Origin of the sequence: Microcoleus sp. B3-D7 (assembly GCF_036705305.1) — a bacterium.
In the GTDB taxonomy this organism is placed as follows: Bacteria; Cyanobacteriota; Cyanobacteriia; order Cyanobacteriales; family Microcoleaceae; genus Microcoleus.
On the sequence record NZ_JAUBUE010000013.1, the window covers coordinates 74,177 to 91,764 of the forward strand.

Annotated in this window: 12 protein-coding genes and 1 pseudogene; 7 read left to right on the forward strand and 6 right to left on the reverse strand. The window is 46.7% G+C overall.

Annotation, left to right across the window (positions count from 1 at the left end; genetic code table 11):
• Window positions 1-291: 291 nt before the first annotated feature.
• Together QUB25_RS12125 and QUB25_RS12130 are read left to right on the forward strand one after the other, a co-directional pair.
• A complete protein-coding gene (locus tag QUB25_RS12125) occupies window positions 292-3,222 on the forward strand; it encodes a CBS domain-containing protein (protein ID WP_333183498.1) in 2,931 nt (976 codons plus the stop codon).
• 296 nt (window positions 3,223-3,518) lie between these two features.
• Window positions 3,519-3,812, forward strand: a pseudogene (locus QUB25_RS12130) (DUF2127 domain-containing protein).
• 761 nt (window positions 3,813-4,573) lie between these two features.
• Here the strand turns inward: QUB25_RS12130 and QUB25_RS12135 are convergent.
• The gene (locus tag QUB25_RS12135; protein ID WP_333041435.1) at window positions 4,574-4,918 is read right to left on the reverse strand and encodes a DUF4870 domain-containing protein; all 345 of its coding nucleotides are present in this window, start codon (window positions 4,916-4,918) and stop codon (window positions 4,574-4,576) included.
• Window positions 4,919-5,020: 102 nt separating this feature from the next.
• Between QUB25_RS12135 and prfC the strand changes: the two genes are divergently transcribed.
• The gene (gene prfC / locus QUB25_RS12140; protein WP_333183499.1) at window positions 5,021-6,649 is read left to right on the forward strand and encodes a peptide chain release factor 3; all 1,629 of its coding nucleotides are present in this window, start codon (window positions 5,021-5,023) and stop codon (window positions 6,647-6,649) included.
• Between the two features lie 88 nt (window positions 6,650-6,737).
• Here the strand turns inward: prfC and QUB25_RS12145 are convergent, their stop codons facing one another.
• Together QUB25_RS12145 and QUB25_RS12150 are read right to left on the reverse strand one after the other, a co-directional pair.
• On the reverse strand, window positions 6,738-7,064 hold the full coding sequence (locus tag QUB25_RS12145) for a type II toxin-antitoxin system RelE/ParE family toxin (RefSeq protein WP_333104331.1): 327 nt from the start codon (window positions 7,062-7,064) through the stop codon (window positions 6,738-6,740).
• On the reverse strand, window positions 7,061-7,324 hold the full coding sequence (locus QUB25_RS12150) for a prevent-host-death protein (protein ID WP_333079408.1): 264 nt from the start codon (window positions 7,322-7,324) through the stop codon (window positions 7,061-7,063). Before QUB25_RS12150 ends, QUB25_RS12145 begins: the two co-directional genes overlap by 4 nt.
• 392 nt (window positions 7,325-7,716) lie before the next feature.
• Here QUB25_RS12150 and QUB25_RS12155 point away from each other — a divergent pair, with 392 nt between their 5' ends.
• Window positions 7,717-7,986, forward strand: a complete 270-nt coding sequence (locus tag QUB25_RS12155; protein ID WP_333183500.1) for a hypothetical protein — start codon at window positions 7,717-7,719, stop codon at window positions 7,984-7,986.
• 226 nt (window positions 7,987-8,212) lie between these two features.
• On the opposite strand, the gene QUB25_RS12160 is transcribed toward QUB25_RS12155, so the two are convergent.
• Window positions 8,213-11,167, reverse strand: a complete 2,955-nt coding sequence (locus tag QUB25_RS12160) for a hypothetical protein (protein ID WP_333183501.1) — start codon at window positions 11,165-11,167, stop codon at window positions 8,213-8,215.
• Window positions 11,168-11,337: 170 nt separating this feature from the next.
• Here QUB25_RS12160 and QUB25_RS12165 point away from each other — a divergent pair, with 170 nt between their 5' ends.
• The 3 genes from QUB25_RS12165 (at window position 11,338) to QUB25_RS12175 (ending at window position 15,748) form a co-directional block, all read left to right on the forward strand.
• Window positions 11,338-11,460, forward strand: a complete 123-nt coding sequence (locus QUB25_RS12165; protein ID WP_333183502.1) for a hypothetical protein — start codon at window positions 11,338-11,340, stop codon at window positions 11,458-11,460.
• Window positions 11,461-11,464: 4 nt separating this feature from the next.
• On the forward strand, window positions 11,465-14,014 hold the full coding sequence (locus QUB25_RS12170) for a zinc metalloprotease HtpX (RefSeq protein WP_333183503.1): 2,550 nt from the start codon (window positions 11,465-11,467) through the stop codon (window positions 14,012-14,014).
• 1,164 nt (window positions 14,015-15,178) lie between these two features.
• Entirely contained in the window at window positions 15,179-15,748 is a 570-nt protein-coding gene (locus QUB25_RS12175) for an RNA recognition motif domain-containing protein (protein WP_006633606.1), read from the forward strand.
• Between the two features lie 340 nt (window positions 15,749-16,088).
• On the opposite strand, the gene QUB25_RS12180 is transcribed toward QUB25_RS12175, so the two are convergent.
• Together QUB25_RS12180 and QUB25_RS12185 are read right to left on the reverse strand one after the other, a co-directional pair.
• Window positions 16,089-17,096, reverse strand: a complete 1,008-nt coding sequence (locus QUB25_RS12180) for a tellurite resistance TerB family protein (RefSeq protein WP_333183504.1) — start codon at window positions 17,094-17,096, stop codon at window positions 16,089-16,091.
• 164 nt (window positions 17,097-17,260) lie between these two features.
• On the reverse strand, window positions 17,261-17,557 hold the full coding sequence (locus QUB25_RS12185; RefSeq protein WP_333183505.1) for a CHAT domain-containing protein: 297 nt from the start codon (window positions 17,555-17,557) through the stop codon (window positions 17,261-17,263).
• Between the last annotated feature and the right edge of the window lie 31 nt (window positions 17,558-17,588).

Here is a 17,588-nt window from a genome sequence, read left to right on the forward strand (position 1 = left end):
CGTTGATCGGAAATAGTTTCCCAGAACCGAAAAAAATCTTCCAAATTCTAGTTTTTGACAGTTTCCCGATAGTCGATCGAGAAATTGTCGGTTGATTGATACGAAAGAACCCAGGCAAATTCGGGCGTTGCGCGAACAGGCGTCAGCGGCTCTTGAGATTTCGATCAATTTTATCATTGTTCGCTACATGACAGAAAACTGGAAAGGTTAAGTTAAAGCCCGATCGACACATCCGGTTTCCGAGGGCGAGAAATTGCTACTGTTTGAGTTAGAGATGCGGGATTTTCGGCTATGGACTTAGTTTTGTGCCACACAACAGCAGATTTTGACGCCTTGGGGGCGGCGGTGGGACTTTGCGTGCTGCGCCCCGGTAGCAGGATCGTATTGACGGGCGGGTGTCATCCGACAGTGCGGGATTTTTTGGCGCTACACCGCGACGAGTACCCGCTGATTGAACGCCGATCGGTCAATCCGCAACGCATTCGATCGATTACTATAGTTGATGCCTCCCAGCGCGATCGTTTGGGAAAAGCCGCCGAGTGGCTGGATTTGCCACAAGTGAGCGAAATTGCTGTTTTCGACCATCACCTACAGGCCGATTTAGACATTCCCGCTACTGTTACGCAGATCGAAGCAGTCGGAGCCAGCACGACATTAATTGTCGAAAAGCTCAAAAATCAAGCAGAAAACAGCGACACACCATTCCGCCTGCTGCCTTCGGAAGCAACAGTCATGGCCCTCGGCATCCACGTCGATACAGGTTCCCTCACCTTTGAGGGCGCAACTGCGCGAGATGCAATAGCTTTGGCGTGGTTGATGGAACAAGGAGCGAGTTTGGGGGTAATCGCTGAATATGTAGAACCCGGTTTGTCTCCTCAATTGCAAGATTTGCTGAGAGAAGCGCTGAATAATTTGCGATCGGAAACTTTGCACGGTTACAGCATAGCCTGGGTGCTGCTATCTACTGAAGCTTACGTTCCGGGGCTTTCTTCCCTGGCTTCTCGCTTGCTCGATTTAACTGAAACCGATGCTCTGCTGTTAGGTAATGTTTATAAATTTGGCGAAAACGAAAACAACCGCAACATCGCTCCCGAATCGCCAGTTTCCAATCGATTAACTATTATCGGTCGATCGCGCATCGAAGGAACAAACCTCAGCGAATTGTTCAAACCCTTCGGCGGCGGAGGCCACGCCCGCGCCGCTTCCCTCGCCACCCGCGATGTTGACCCCCTGCTGACTTTAAATCAGTTAGCTGACGAACTCAAAACTCAAATTCCCCACCCTCCGACAGCCCGCGAATTAATGTCGTCTCCAGTGCGGAGTATTCGCCCGGAAACTTCGGTGGGGGAAGCTCACCGTATACTCCTACGTTACGGACATTCGGGGCTTTCTGTGGTCGATGCGGGCGATCGACTGGCTGGCATTATCTCGCGGCGCGACATTGACATTGCCCTGCACCACGGTTTCAGTCACGCCCCGGTGAAGGGTTACATGACTCCGCAGCTAAAAACGATCGCTCCAGATACCTTGCTGCCGGAAATTGAATCTTTAATGGTGACATACGATATCGGCCGCTTGCCAGTTTTGGAAAACGGTCAACTGGTGGGAATTGTGACTCGGACTGATGTGTTGCGGGAATTGCACCAGCAAAAAGCGCGAGACAGGGGAAGCAATGCAGAATTGTCTTATTGTGCCGTGCCCGAATCTGTTGAGCAGTTGTTGCGATCGCGCATCAGTCCCGAATTATGGCAATTATTGTCGATCGCGGCCAATATTGCCCAAAATCGCGGCTGGCAACTTTATATTGTGGGTGGAGCAGTCCGGGATTTACTCTTAGCCACGGATGATACACTGGCGCTAACAGATATCGATTTGGTTGTGGATGGAAAGTGCGGTTCAGATGATTCCGGTGCTGGTGTCGAGTTAGCTTCCTCGCTGCAAAAACTTTACCCCGAATCGCGTTTGGACGTTCACGGTCAATTTCAAACCGCCGCGCTTTTGTGGCACAAAGACTCTGCTTTTGGCTCGCTGTGGGTGGATATCGCTACGGCTCGCACTGAATTTTACCCTTATCCGGCTGCAAATCCTGAAGTTGAAGCGAGTTCAATTCGCCAAGATTTGTACCGCAGGGATTTTACAATTAATGCGCTGGCTGTGCGGTTGGGTGTTCCTCGCAGTGGCGAATTGTTAGACTTTTTTTGCGGTTTGCTGGACTTGGAATCGAAGCAAATTCGAGTTTTGCACGCCAACAGTTTTATCGAAGATCCGACGCGAATTTATCGCGCTGTGCGGTTTGCGGTGCGGTTGGGATTTGAAATTGAGCCACAGACGGAAGGATACATCCGCAACGCTTTGGCCAGCGGGATTTATTACCGAATTCAGGGGGAAAACGGCCGAGCTCCGGCTTTGGAAACTCGACTGAAAAGCGAATTGAAATACATTTTGCAAGCTCCTTACTGGAAAGTTGCTTTGCAAATGCTGGGAGATTTGCAGGCTTTGCGCTGCATTCATCCTAGTTTGGAGTTGGATCGGGAGTTGTGGCGGCAACTGCGTTTGCTCGATCGGTGTTTGCAAGGAAGAAGGAAGAAAGGTTCGGCAACGGATTATGTAACGGATGTAACGGATGTAAAGGAGGTCAGGAAGAAGGAGGAGGGAAGAGGGAAAAAGAAAGAAGGAAGAGGAAAGAAGGAACAAACTATCCCCAATTCCCAATTCCCAATTCCCGATGCCCAATTCCCGATGCCCAATTCCCCATTCCCCATTATCAATATTCCCGATTGGCAGATGCGGCTGGAAGTTTTGATAGCTTATTTAGCACCGGAATATCGCGGCAAGGTGGCTGCAAATCTTCAGTTACCCGCTGACAGCCTTAAACGGCTGGAAGTTTTAGAAGCTGGAAAGAACGAGTTAGCAGAGAATTTGCCTAAGTGCGAGTTGCCGAGTCAATTGGTGCTGCTGTTGAGAAATTATGAGTTGCCGGTGTTAATTGCGATCGCCCTACAAAGTCCGCGAAGTGCACGCCGCCAAATTTGGGAATATCTCACCAAATGGGCGAATGTTGAGCCGCCTTTAAATGGCAACGATTTGAAGGCTTTGGGTTATAAGCCGGGGCCTGGGTTTAAACGAATGTTGGATGATTTATTGGCGGCGAGGTTGGATGGCTATTTGGGCGATCGGGCTGCTGCTATCTCTTTCTTAGCAGAACGTTATCCTCAAGCTTAGTAAGGTGCGTCAGCAGGGGTTATTTTTTCTCTACTTGATTAGCTAATTGCTGACGCACTTTACTAAAATTTAAGTTTTCAATCCTAAACAGCCTAACCAGGCGATCGCCCATTATTGATATTTCGAGAATTAACGTGAAGAAACATCACGCTCCTGTTTTAATCGCAATTGTCTTTTACAAAACATTTGTGGCTTCGCTCTTGACAGTAACTTCGATTGCTTTGCTTTTTGCATTAAAAAATCATCAAGCCTTAGAAAAATTTTAGCAATCTTATTTGTTATAAAGCAAACTAAAAATCCTTGAATTCATCTTAGACAAACTTCTAATTTTCAAGCCAAAAAACTTACTGCTTAGCGGACTTATTGCAGCACTTTATGCAGTTTTAACTGCTGTTGAAGCAGTTGGTTTGTGGTAAGAAAAAGACTGGGCAACAATTTTAGTTTTAGTGCTGGTAAGCATCAGTATACCCCCTGAAATATATGAATTAGTTCACGGGGTCACGGTACTTAAGTTAGCGGTATTTATCACAAATGTAGCCATCTTATGGTATTTGCTCCACCATTTGCCGAAGCATGGTAAAGGAGCTTAAAGTTTTGATTATTCAGAGGAAACTCACTTGATTTTATAAATGTCAGCATTTTCCATTTTAATTTCATAAAACGGCTGTTCAGTCAAATAAAAACCTCAATCTTTACAAAAATTTTGTGATTGTAAAGATTCGATAAAGCTACGAGGGGTTATACCCCCTATGAGTTATACTGACATATATATAGATGCACCCTGATGGCTTTCCCGTTCCACAAGAGCGGGATTTTTATTGGAAAAATATTGTATTAAGTTTTAAGACTCCTGGTAGAGATAGAATTGGTCGAACATTTTCCTAAAACGATCGCCAGATGCAAAAATAGCACAGCTAAAGCAAAAACGATGGTTCCGAGCGATCGAACATCCGCCCTAACTCCGCGAAATAACCCAAAGGCGGTAGCATAGTTTGGGAAGCGGCATCAACTGAAGATGAACTTAGCCTCAGCAACAGCCCTGCAATAGGGGGAAGACACCATTGCGATTTTAGGCAGATGACGGTTCGGCATCACTTACCGAGCTACCCACATTCATTTAAACAGAGATGTTGCACCATTTTAATTACTTGTTTAGGAACAAACAAGCTTCCTGTTCCACAATAAAATTCATCTCTTGTGGAACAGGCATCTTGCCTGTTCTTGAAAATAGTGCAAGATGTAAGTTTAAACAGAGATGTTGCACCATTGTGAGTTAGAAAACAATTAAAAACCCGGTTTCTTCTTAAAGAAATCGGGTTGTAGAAATCAATGGTGAAGCGCGATTTGCTGTCTAAACTATTCGGAAAATAAAAGGGTAGCGGTAAGGTTGGTTAGGATTTTGCAAAACGTGGAGGATAGCCATTATTGTCAGTCCCCAGTGCAGCAGATAACCTAGGGGCACTAAGATAAAACCAGCAAGACCGAAAGTGACGACAGTTAACACCACAATCACGGTGCTGTACACCCATACATTAAGGTGAAAATTGATGGCTTCTGTGGCGTTTTCTTTGACAACGGGGTCATCTGATACTAACAATACAGCGATCGGAGCACCGATCGAGAACAGTAACGTACTGAAAAAAATCGCCCCGTGGCACACCAGTGATAGCAGCTTCCGCTTGTCGGAGTCGTACATATTAGTTTTCTTCCTTGACTTTAGTGATAATTTTACCTTTAATAGCAACTGTAGCACAGGCTATAATGGCGATCGGGTGATGATTCCCCTACCTAATTTGTGATGACAACAGAACTCGAAACTGAACTGCTAACTGCTGTTGAGCGCCGGCGCAACTTTGCTATTATCTCGCACCCCGACGCGGGTAAAACTACTTTGACAGAAAAGCTGCTGCTGTACGGAGGTGCAATTCACGAAGCAGGTTCTGTGAAAGCGCGGCGGGCCCAGCGACACGCTACCTCTGACTGGATGGCGATGGAACAGCAGCGGGGAATTTCTATTACTTCTACTGTTTTGCAGTTTGAGTATAAAAAATATCACATTAATCTGCTCGATACTCCGGGACACCAAGATTTTAGCGAAGATACTTATCGAACTTTGGCGGCGGCTGACAATGCAGTTATGCTTGAGGATGCTGCTAAGGGTTTGGAACCGCAAACTCGGAAGTTATTTGAAGTTTGTAAGCTGCGAAGTTTGCCTATTTTTACTTTCTTTAATAAGCTCGATCGCCCTAGCAGAGAACCTTTGGATTTGTTGGACGAAATTGAGAAGGAATTGGGGTTGCAGACTTATCCGGTAAATTGGCCGATAGGTACGGGCGATCGCTTTAAAGGTGTTTTCGATCGCAGAGGGCGCAAAATTCACTTATTCGAGCGGACTAAACACGGTTCTCAGGCTGCTGTTGATACTGTCATCGAATTGGGCGACCCGCGCATTGAAGATTTGTTGGAACAAGACCTTTACTATCAGCTCAAAGAAGAGTTAGAACTGCTGGATGAGTTAGGCACTGAACTGGATTTAGACTCGGTTCGGGCTGGAAAAATGACGCCTGTTTTCTTTGGCAGCGCCATGAGCAATTTTGGGGTCGAACTGTTTTTAGATGCGTTTTTAGATTACGCTATGAAGCCGATCGCCCGCAAGAGCACCGCCGGAGACTTGCCGCCAACTTATGAAGATTTTACCGGGTTTGTGTTTAAATTGCAAGCGAATATGGATCCGAGACACCGCGATCGGGTGGCGTTTATTCGGGTTTGTACGGGCAAGTTTGAAAAGGACATGAACGTGACTCACGCTCGCAGCGGTAAAACGGTGCGTTTGTCAAGACCTCAAAAGTTATTTGCTCAGGATCGCGAGTCGATCGAGGTTGCGTATCCGGGCGATGTGATCGGTTTGAACAATCCGGGAGTATTTGCGATCGGCGATACTATTTACACAGGTCAAAAACTGGAATATGAAGGGATTCCCTGTTTTTCTCCCGAACTTTTTGCTTTTTTGAGAAATCCCAATCCTTCTAAGTTTAAGCAATTCCGCAAAGGCGTTTCTGAGTTGCAGGAAGAAGGCGCAGTGCAAATTATGTACTCGGTTGATGAGGCGAAACGCGAGCCAATTTTGGCGGCTGTCGGACAGTTGCAATTTGAGGTGGTGCAGTTCAGAATGCAGTCGGAATATAATGTGGAAACGACGATCGATATGTTGCCTTACAGTGTAGCTCGCTGGGTTGACGGCGGTTGGGAGGCACTGGAAAAAGTTGGGCGGCTGTTTAATACGGTGACGGTGAAAGATACTTGGGGAAGGCCGGTTTTGCTGTTTAGAAATGAGTGGAATTGTCGGCAGGTGGAAGGGGAGCACCCTGTTTTGAAGTTAAATGCGATCGCCCCTGTGGTTTCTGGTTTGGCTGTTAGCGAGGAGTGAGATTACCGCAGGCAAAGGACACAACACTGTTGTGTCCATACAAATGATATTTATTCGGCTTAAATAGGCAGGATATAAGAAGTTACAATCACGGATCTAACAGTTTTTCTAAGATGGTGTAAATGTCTTTTTTGTCACCATCTTTACGTCTCCCTAGTCCCACGACAACAACTAGAACTCGATCTTGTTCGACTTGATAAACTATACGATAGCGCTGTCCAACAGCTCGGATGCTGCGAAATCCTGATAGGTTATCTACAAGGGCTTTGCCTTGCTTTTGTGGTTCAACTTTTAGTTGATCGATGCGATCGCGCAATTTTTCCTGTTCTCGTCGATCTTTGACTGCCTCCAACATTTCCAGTGCCAGTGGCGTAAGCTGGATCTCATATTCGATCGCATTTTCTTCGTGATTCATAGTCCCAATTTTGCTTTGGCATTTTCCCAGGAAATAGTTTCGCCTTGGCTGGCTTGGGTGATGCTTTGGCGCAATTTGGTAACGAATTCTGTATCGGTGAGAATATCTAAGGTTTCTAACAGTTCAGTCAAATGCGTGTAGCTGATTGCAGCCATAACGGGAACACCATCTTGAGTGATGATGATAGGCTCATTGATAAGTTCTTGGGGTAGGTTTGGAAGCTGCTGCTGTGCTTGGGCAATGGTGAGTCGTTTGGACATGGTTTTACTAAAGCAACATTACTTTTAATTTAGCATTTCGGCTCAACTAACTGGTTTCCAGCCGCTGACGCTGGTAACGAGTAAATCCAAAATCTAACATCCAAAATCTAAAATCTAAAATCGGTTGACGGCTGGCCCCCTCTGCGGCTACGCTTTGAAGTGAGAGGTTGCTTGCTTGTAGAGGAGGCAGCCCGCGTCACCCAAAAATCTAGTTGCACTGCCCAAAGCTGTTGGTAGCAGCAATGGACAGCATAACCGCCAAACTGGGACTAGCAGTCTGGAGGCTAACGGAGTATCTTAACATCCTCTGTAGCCGCCCTGCTATGTGTTGAAATGCGGGGCGGCTGGGTTTTTGGGTTTTTCTAGAAAACCCAAAACCAGGAGAACATATTATGTCACAGGAATTCGTGCCTGACGACAACAAATTTGAGCGCCCAAATGACGACTCAGCAGCAGTATGCGAACAGGAAGTGGTGCTGTTAACGGTTGTCGGTTCGCCCAAGGGTGTCCGGGAAACCATACTCACTTTGTACCGGCTGGGATTTGCAGAAGTGGGCGATTGGAGTCCCGTACAGCGTGCGGCGAATCCGAAGCAGGTGATGAGCGTCCTGATCCGTCGGAAGCGGGCTGAGGGTACACCGCCGAGACAATCTGGGCGGTAAGCTGCAAGGTTAAATAGGTAAATTCGAGGGCCGGCTTTTAACGCTAAGCCCTGAGTCCGGCAGGGGTTGAAACCCCTGCCTCAAAGCAAAAGTCCTCGCGATGAGGACTGAAGAATTCATTAGTCCTCATCGCGAGGACTTTTGCTAAAAGCCCCGTGGAATTCATTCCCTGGCGGCCTTTCGGTTTAAGTTAACTGGACACGTCCTCCTTTTTAATGCCGCGTCTTTACTCCTTGCGATCGAGGTAACTGCTGACAGTATCGTCACCCAAATTATTGAGAAATTCTTGCAGCACATCGCGGCCACTGCGAACAGAATCGCGATTAGGAGCAATGGCTAAAGAGCGATTAAACATTTCCAGCGCCTCTTGCCAATTCTTGAGTGCTTCCTGTGTCTCAGATAATTTTTCTTGCAAATCACCCAGACATCGCAGCGCATTTCCTTTGTTGGTGAGAGCAGCGATATAATCCGGTGCAATAAGTAAAACAGAATTCAAGGCAGCGAGCGCCTCAAAGCAAGACTGTTTTGCCACCTCAAATTCACTTAGCTGTGCTTGCAATTCACCCAGGCTTAACAGCGCCTTCCCTTTGTTGTTGAGAACACCGAGATCATCCGGTGCAATAAGTAAAACAGAATTCAAGGGAGCGATTGCTTCAAAGTAAGACTGTTTTGCCGCCTCAAATTCACTTAGCTTGGCTTGCAATTCACCCAGACTTTGCAGCGCATTCCCTTTGTTGTGGAGAGCAGCGATATCATCCGGTGCAATAAGTAAAGCAGAATTACAGGCAGCGAGCGCTTCAAAGTAAGACTGTTTTGCCGCCTCAAATTCACTTAGGATTGCTTGTAATTCACCCAGACTTCGCAGCGCATTCCCTTTGTTTTTGAGAGCAGCGATATCATCCGGTGCAATAAGTAAAGCAGAATTACAGGCAGCGAGCGCTTCAAAGTAAGACTGTTTTGCGGCCTCAAATTCACTTAGGATTGCTTGCAAATTACCCAGACGTAGTAGCGCAATCCCTTTGCTGTTGAGAGCACAGATAAAATCCGGTGCAATAAGTAAAGCAGAATTACAGGCTGCGATCGCCTCAAAGTAAGACTGTTTTGCTGCCTCAAATTCACTAAGCTCTGCTTGCAATTTACCCAGACGTAGTAGCGCAATCCCTTTGCTGGCGAGAGCATTGATAAAATCCGGTGCAATAAGTAAACCAGAATTATAGGCTGCGAGCGCCTCAAAGTAAGACTGTTTTGCTGCCTCAAATTCACTTAGCTTTGCTTGCAATTTACCCAGACTTTGCAGCGCATTCCCTTTGTTGTTGAGAGCATTGATATCATCCGGTGCAATAAGTAAAGCAGAATTATAGGCTGCAACTGCCTCTAAATATTCTTGTTTTGCCTCTACATATCGAGCAAACTGAGCATAGTAATCTCCCTCCGATCGCGAAACTCTACCAAGCCAATAATCACTTTTAATCCACAACTCATCTCTAACTTCCAGTAGCGACTTGCATTCCCCATAGCGACTTTTTTCCAAAGCTTCATCAAACACCTCTTTCCATTCTTCTACACCCCGCTGCCAATCCAAGCGATTAGCATGAAAAATTGCCTCCGCCACATTCCCCACTTCTCGGTAATGCCGCTCTAAAATTTCATGAGCTTTGCGAGTTTTCGGATCGTCCCGCTCGGCATCCAAACGCCGCAATAAATCGTGAATCCGATACCAGTTATCCCCCCGCTTCTGCGATTTCCACACAAAGGAAAAACCCGTCAACATCTCAAAATTTGCACTGCTTGCATGGAAGTGGCAACCAGACCCCAATTTTACGTACAAATCCTCATCAAAAGCGCGACCAGCACTCAGCGAATGCACGGCCGATCGCACTTCGCGATCGACATAACTCAGCAACCGATCTGTTAATTCCGCAGTCTTGTTTTCCAACTTCGGAATCCGCGCAAAATCCGACGACATCAACTCAATTCCCCGCCTTCTTTCTGCCAGCACCGCATCCGCGCACAAACCCAAATAAAACGGATGTACCTGCAAATTATCCCAAGGATCGTCGGGATTGAGGCTGGCATATTTAATTACAGCATCTGCCAAATCTGCCTTGTCAATCTTCACTTTGTGCAAGTAATCCCTCGCATCATCCGGCGATAAATGCCACACCAATTGTGCATCTATATAATCTGCGGGAATCGGAAACCTTGACGCATTCGGCCACCGCAATTGCGTCACCGGACACTCTCGCCCCGCCACAACAACTACAATCCCCAATTTGTAATCCAAGGCCCTCAACAACCGCCGAAACCACTCATCTTGATACCAAAAAGTTGCGCCTTGAGAATTGCGTTTTTCATCCCACATTTTCTCGTGAGTATCGAACAGCATCACGAGGCGATCGGGTTTATTTTTGCCAGCCATTGCCGCATTCAAATCCCCAGCAAACAATTTCGGCAAATAGTCGGTTAACTCAGTATCAATATCTAGACGGCGAATTTCCTCCGCCTTTTCATCGCTGACGCCCAAGCGATTTTGAATTAATTTCATCGCCCGCTTAATCCCGCCCAATTTATCTATCCCTTTGAGCACCGCTACAGCTTGCGCCACCACCGGAAAATCTGCAAAAGTTTCAATTATAGGTACCACCAATTCCGCCACATCATCGGGGAAAAGTTGGTTGAGAGTTGCCTGTGATTCGCCTTTGTTCAGCAAATACCAAAAGCAAGCAAAGTCATAATTTGGAAATTTAAATTTATATTTCTTAGTGGCTGCTGCCAGATTTCGGCGCAGCATCAGCAAGCCGTAAAATCTATCTTGCGGTTTATCTTCTTTAATCGCTATCAATCCGAAATCGTGTCTGACGGCGGGTATGGGAGTATAGGTTTTAGGTTCAGCATAGCGGACAAAATCAGCAACTTGGGCGGCTTGTGATTCTGGGATGTCGTGCAATTGTTTCCACACCTGCGGCGAAAATCTTTTGCAGCAGTGAAACTGCAAGTGTTGTAGCAGCAAAGACTTGCCGTTGCCTCCATCTCCGTAAAAATACAAAATTTGTTGGCGCGCGGGGTCTTCGTTTAAATAAAAGGCAAATCGGCGGGTAAATTCGTATCTGTCGGTAAAAAGTTCCAGTTTGCGATCGCCGCTAATAGATTCGCTTTCAAAATCTTCGTCGTCAATTGGCATAAATGTATGGGTGAGGTGTTAATTTAATTATAAACAAAAATTAGATGGGCTCGGTGATTGAAATCTCGTCTCCACAAACTTTAGTTTCTCTCTAATAGACTAAGAGATCGAGGAAGTATTTAACCCGGATTTATCATAAATCTTCAGTCTTCATAGCGAAGACTTTAGCTTTGAGGCAAGGGTTTAAACTCCTGCCCGATCGCTGCGATCGTCCGCTGGGAGTGGCCGAAAGTTTTACTATTAAGCGGTTTCAACCGCCGAATAAACTGCAACAAATGGTGACAGAGAAATAGAGCTGTGTTAGAACAGCTATCGATCGACCACCCAAGCTATCTTAGAAAGGACGCTAGCGAAAGCACAGTCATGGCACCTCCCACTAATCCAAATCCGGCGGATTCATCTGCAAAACAGTCTCTAGAGGCTGGGCTAGCAGCTTTGAAACAGCAGGATTACCCCACCGCGATCGCCCTTTTAGAATCCGTTACCCAAACCGCAGCTAATCAGCCGTCGGGAATCCGCGCGCAGATGGGGTTAGTGGCTGCGTACAAAGCAACCGGTAATGTCAAAGAGGCGATCGCCCTGTGCTCTTCCCTCGCCAAAAGTCCCAACTCTCAAGTCAAAACTTGGGCCGATCGCGCTTTAAAAGAATTAACCCCCCCTCGCCCCCCAAAACCACCGGAAAATAAACCAAAATCCGCAGAAACTCCCCCCGAAACAGGCTTTGTCGCCTTTGATGCAGGAACAAAATCGCCGAAAAAATCGATTGGGGGCGATCGACCGACCGCCGATAAAAAAACAGGATTTTTACCTTTAGAGCCGACTGCCGCGCCAGACAACGCTAAATCGCAACCGATTTACCCGCCACCTCCACCCCCCACACGCCCGACTTCTGAACCGGAAAACTCGACCGAAACCGCACCCAATACAGACATTAGTGGCGAAAATAGTTCCGGTTCCCCAACAGATATCCCCGGAGTCGCCAGCCCAGATACTTACCAACTCACTTGGCGCGAAGCAGGGCGCGCGAAAAGCCCGCGCCCCCTCAAACCCCTGAAGCTGCTGGAATTTCGGCTGCAAGCCGTTGCAAGTGCGATCGCCCTATTTTTCCTAGCCCGGTTTATCCTGCAATTCCTGCTGACAAACACTAATTCTCTATTGGTTCAGCTTTACATATTCACTAGACTGCCTATTTTCGCGCCGATTCAGCTTTTTTACCGCGATCCAACTCCGTTTGTTCAGATGGTTTTTGGATTGCTTTTGGCCTCGTCTCCCTGGCTGATAGACGCGCTGCTGAAACTGTTTTGCGGCGTAGAAACTCTGCGCGGGTCAGTTTTATCGAAGCACAGCAAGGAAGCTAGTCGGGTACTGCGAAGTTATTGTACCAAGCAAAATATGCCGGTGCCGGTGTTGAAACTCTTGCCGCTGAATGTTCCTGTAGCTTTCAGTTACGGCTGTTTGCCCCGTTTTGCTCGGATTGCTGTGAGTCGCGGGCTGTTGGAACAGTTGACGGATGATGAAATTGCTACTATTTTCGCGCGGGAGTTGGGCCATATCTCTCACTGGGATTTTGCGCTGATGTCCCTGGCGCTGCTGGTGATTCAGATTCCTTACTTGATTTATTGGCAAGTGGCGCACTGGCAAGAGCGGTTGTGTGATTTAATGACGATCGAGTTTTTGCGTTCTGCTGTCAAATTTGTGGCCGCTGCAATTTCTGCTACGAGTTATGGGATTTATAAGTTGTTGCGCTGGCCGATGTTGTGGCTGTCGCGCCGCAGAGTGTATTTTAGCGATCGCACTGCTGCAGAAATTACGGGCAATCCTAACGGTTTGACGCGGGCCCTGGCTAAAATTGCGATCGGCATTGCTGATAATATCGAACAGCAAAAACAAACTAGCTTTTTCCTCGAAAGTTTCGATCTATTGTTACCTGTAGGCGTTGGACAAGCTGTAAGCCTTGGTTCTGCTGCATTACACGCGCCGCTAGAACAGATTTTGCTGTGGGATGTCAGCAATCGGGAGCGCAACTGGTTGACGGTTAACCGCGCGCATCCTTTGCTGGGAGAGCGTTTGAAGCTGTTGGCCCTCTATGCTCAATTTTGGCAACTGGAGACAGAGTTAGATTTGGCAAACGCGGGAGTCCAAGAACAACCCAGGAAAGGAAAATTGTCTCTGTTTAAGTCAATACTCGAATTTAAAGATTCAAAACTATTTTTACAGGGTGCACCGTTTTTTGGAATTCCGATGAGTTTGGCGATAGTCGGGGTGCTTTGGCTGATTGGCTGGATTTTTTCGAGGACGAGTATCTGGCAGTTGGATTGGCTTTGGGGCGATCGATCGATTCTTTGGGGCTGTTTGCCGATCGGATTTAGCATCGGTACTTTGATGCGGATCAATTATTTCTTCCCGGATATTATACCCCGAGAAACCGCTTCGCCGAGTTTGCCGGAAATTTTGTCAAATCCCGAGAGTTTGCCGCTGGATGCTGAACCGGTGCGGCTGGAAGGGCAACTTTTGGGTCGATCGGGTATGAATAATTGGCTGGGACAAGATTTGATTTTGCAAACGGCGACGGGTTTGGTGAGGTTGCACTATGTTTCGAGGTTTGGCTACATTGGCTCTTTGTGGCCATTTTTGTTCAAAGAGACTACTCGCCCTAGCGATTTGATCGGAACATCTGTTGTGGCGACTGGTTGGCTGCGCCGGGGTGCTACTGTGGCGATCGACCTTGAAAGTCTCCGCAGTCAAGGAGGGAGGGTTAGTGACAGCGGACATCCGATTTGGTCTGCGATTTTGGCTTTTGCTGCTGCTTTTTGGGGCGCATACATCATTATCCAAGGCCCAAGGTGAGGAATAGCGATCGGATTGCCGCGCGAGTCGCCAACAACGCGCTGCCTCGATCGGTTTTGAGTTAAACAGCGGAGGGGCGATATTCTACCAGGGCTTCGCTAACGATGTTCTCCGTGCGCGCACCCTACAGTTTATTAGTGTCAACTTAACGTCAAACGTAGTACCAGTCTGCTGTTTGACGATTAGGGTTCGATCCTCCCTAGCCCCCCTTAATAAGGGGGGAACAAGAAATATGCTCAAAGTCCCCCTTATTAAGGGGGATTTAGGGGGATCTAGACTTAGGTAAAAGCGAGATTTCTCAGGGGTTTGAGGCGTAAGTGGTCACTAAGGCCTACAGTCTTCTTCCTTCTTCCGTCATAAAGAAAAGTTGCTTTTTTGCCAGCACTCTGTTACATTAGTTTACATGAATTGGATTGAACCAAATAGCGCGATAACTTCACTTGGCTAAAATCGATAAGGCATTGCGTAAAAATTGTCAACATCCCAACACAGCAAGTACAGCCAGCCGCTTGTCGGCTGTTTTTTTTCGACCGCAATTTTTGCTGTGCGGGATGAATTCTCAAAAGTGATTGAGATGTGGTTTCCGTTAAATTCAGACTGAAATCTTCCTAAATAACTAGCTCTGTTACCAAGGCTGTGATACCTTTAAAGAATGCTCGGACTCTGCCGGGCCCGATTTAAGGGATACCGGGTAAGTGAGTAGTTCTCAGCATTAGGAGCGAGATTAGGATCGAGGTAAGATTACTGGCTGAAAAAATGTTAGCCATTTTATCCATCACTGTATTAAACTGAATACTGGCATTCCGATCGCTTGCAATTGACATCCTTGGACATAAATTTCGAGACGGCGCTGGCTATAAACATTCTGAATCAAAACCGGAAGCAAGTAATACAGAATAGCCAATAGCCTAAACATTTGAGTGATGACTAAAAGTTTACACAACAACCTGAGATTTAAAAGCTCTCTGCATCGGCGGTTAAGTTCCGGCCTTATCAGAGTAAATCATCTTTTTGTTCTAAAAGGTGGGGGGAGCTGTCAAGGTTGGTGGGAGGAATGCGCCAATTCTCGGGTTATGTGGTGTTTGCCTGAAGTCAATATTCAGTTGACTTCAGGTAATTCTGTTCGAGCAAATTAATTAAAATCCAAGTCGGGAGGAATTTTTCATGTCTATTCGTCTTTATGTTGGCAATCTACCCAAGGAACTCGATCGCCAAGAATTGCAAGAAGTTTTTGCACCGGAGGGCGAATCTGTTACCACAAAGGTAATTACAGACCGCAAAACTGGTAAATGCAGAGGCTTCGGTTTTGTGACGGTGCTAACCGACGAACAAGCCGACCAAGTTATTGAGAAATACAACGGCTTGATGTTCAAAGAAAACCCGCTGAAAATAGAGAAGGCATTGCCCCGCTCTAAGGGTAAATCTGAAAAAGGCGAAGACGATCAGCAGCAGTCGCCGCAGTCACCGCAATTGGTGTCGGCATCCGCGTCTGTGCCTATGCCTGTGCCTGCGCCGCAGCAACAGCAGCGCTCGGCTTCGGCTCCTCCTACCCAAGGTGGAGGCGGTTCCAGCAAAAGCAATCGCCGTCGGGGTGACAACAACAAGTCTCGTCGCAATCAGTCAGCAACAACGGTGTCGAGCGCTGATTCCGGCTCGGTGCAGCCAGATCCGCGCTGGGCGAGTGCTCTGGAAGAACTCAAGCAAAGATTGGTGGAAGCTCAGACTACTAATTAGTCGAAAATGGCGGCTAATTGCTGCTGTCTCTCGACTGTGGTTGACTGAATGTATCTGGAAGTGCGATCGAGAATGGGTCAAAAAACCCTGTTCTCGATAGCACTCTTTTATGGTAAAAAACCTCTAATATCTAGCAGTGCGGTAAAATAAGCGCGATCGGACAAGTAATGAAAACTCAAGTCTTCACTACCCACCAGTTGGATTTTGGTCGATCAACTGGACACGATGTCATATCCTGAGAATGGTTGGCAAAAAAACCCGGTTTCTCTGAAAATATAGGGTTGAGCAGCGAGACATCTAGAAAGAAACCAGGTTTTTAGCCCGTCTAAACAAATCATCTTTATTCGATAGCCCCGAATTCGATTGTCTCAATAAACTCAAAAATCTTGTTCATAATTCCCTCAACTTCAGACTCCAGGGAACCCAATTCATCCCCCTCCTGATAAATTCGCTGACAGCTTACCGTGTAGCAAAAATCGTCAGCAATAAAAGCCATAAGTCCCCGGTAAGCATCCAACCGAGTCAGAGGGCCCTCGTTTTTCTGCACGCTGAGAGTTGCACCCCCAGGCAAATCTAAAACCACGAAATAAGCTTCTTCATCTTCTAAATATTCGGCGTGGAGTAACTTAGAATTGGGAACATTAGCAAGAATTGCCTGAGAAACAAAATTGTCGAGAAAAGACTTGAGATAAGCTTCCTCGCCAACCGAGTCGATTGTTTCTTCAACTTCACCAGCAACAGGGAAATAATCAATTTTCAGCAAAACGCCAAAGTCGTCTGAAAATGCGACACAGCCTTCTTGATCATCAATTTTACCGCCTCGTTGATCGTCAACTGGAACGGGAACGCTAAAATTGCCTTCAGGAGACACGTACCATGCCGCATCGAAATCAGACTCTCCGCCTTCTACTTCCGAGTAAGCAGCAATTACATCCTCAATAATTTCCGCAGCTTCCTCGTCTTCCACACCTAATGCTTGCTGGAATTCTTGGAGGAAAGCCTCGTGCTTCTGGGATATTTCGCCATCTGCAACAAACATTGCTGCAGTTATTGCAAAAGTATCCAACACTAACTCATCTGGCATGGATTCCCAAGCAGTATTAAATAATGCTCCTAAACCGTCTTGGGCAACAATACCGGCGAGTCTTTGAAACATGGCTGACATATCATCTTCCGAGTATTCAACAAATATTTCTGATTCCCAAAGTATGCTTTCTAAGATATCAGCATCGGTGTCAGGGGAATTTGCCTCCGCTGCGACAAGTGCTACCGCTGCTACGGATTCTTCTAAAGTTAAGCTTGCTTCGGATTTGTCTTCTGAATTGAATATTTTATCAAACTTGGCCACAGGTTTTGCCCCACTAGTGTTTAGTTTTGCTATTCATAGCAAATTTATGACATAAAAAGATAGTCGTCAGGGATACATTTACTTTTTGCAAAATGCCGCCAGTCAATGTAGGGTGCGTCTAGCCTTACACCTTACCACTGGTGAATATAAAATCTCCAATTAATTTACCAAGGACTGCCAATTATTGTGAATCCGGCCCAAAACTTCGGGTGTGAGAAATCTGCATTTGGTACTTGTGCCGATTGAGTAAGGTCGATCGCGCCTTGAGTTCCCCGCAATTGACCGTTTTTAACTAAAAGTTGTTTGTGGATCATTGCCAGTTGAGCTTTTTTGAGCGCTTCAGCTTTAATTGGCTGCGATCGCAAATTGCGACAAAACTGCGTCATCAGCGCTAAAGTGGCGACATCCTTAAGGCTGTAAGGTCGATCGCCCTTAAATCCTATAGTCCTGCACGCATCCAAACCAAAGAAACCGGGTTTTTTGCCATTTTTG

What these genes read in the sequence shown, in the direction of transcription:
- QUB25_RS12125 (WP_333183498.1), top strand. Translation starts at nt 292, where the DNA reads ATGGACTTAGTTTTGTGCCACACAACAGCAGATTTTGACGCCTTGGGG.
- QUB25_RS12135 (WP_333041435.1), bottom strand. Translation starts at nt 4,918, where the DNA reads ATGTACGACTCCGACAAGCGGAAGCTGCTATCACTGGTGTGCCACGGG.
- prfC (WP_333183499.1), top strand. Translation starts at nt 5,021, where the DNA reads ATGACAACAGAACTCGAAACTGAACTGCTAACTGCTGTTGAGCGCCGG.
- QUB25_RS12145 (WP_333104331.1), bottom strand. Translation starts at nt 7,064, where the DNA reads ATGAATCACGAAGAAAATGCGATCGAATATGAGATCCAGCTTACGCCA.
- QUB25_RS12150 (WP_333079408.1), bottom strand. Translation starts at nt 7,324, where the DNA reads ATGTCCAAACGACTCACCATTGCCCAAGCACAGCAGCAGCTTCCAAAC.
- QUB25_RS12155 (WP_333183500.1), top strand. Translation starts at nt 7,717, where the DNA reads ATGTCACAGGAATTCGTGCCTGACGACAACAAATTTGAGCGCCCAAAT.
- QUB25_RS12160 (WP_333183501.1), bottom strand. Translation starts at nt 11,167, where the DNA reads ATGCCAATTGACGACGAAGATTTTGAAAGCGAATCTATTAGCGGCGAT.
- QUB25_RS12175 (WP_006633606.1), top strand. Translation starts at nt 15,179, where the DNA reads ATGTCTATTCGTCTTTATGTTGGCAATCTACCCAAGGAACTCGATCGC.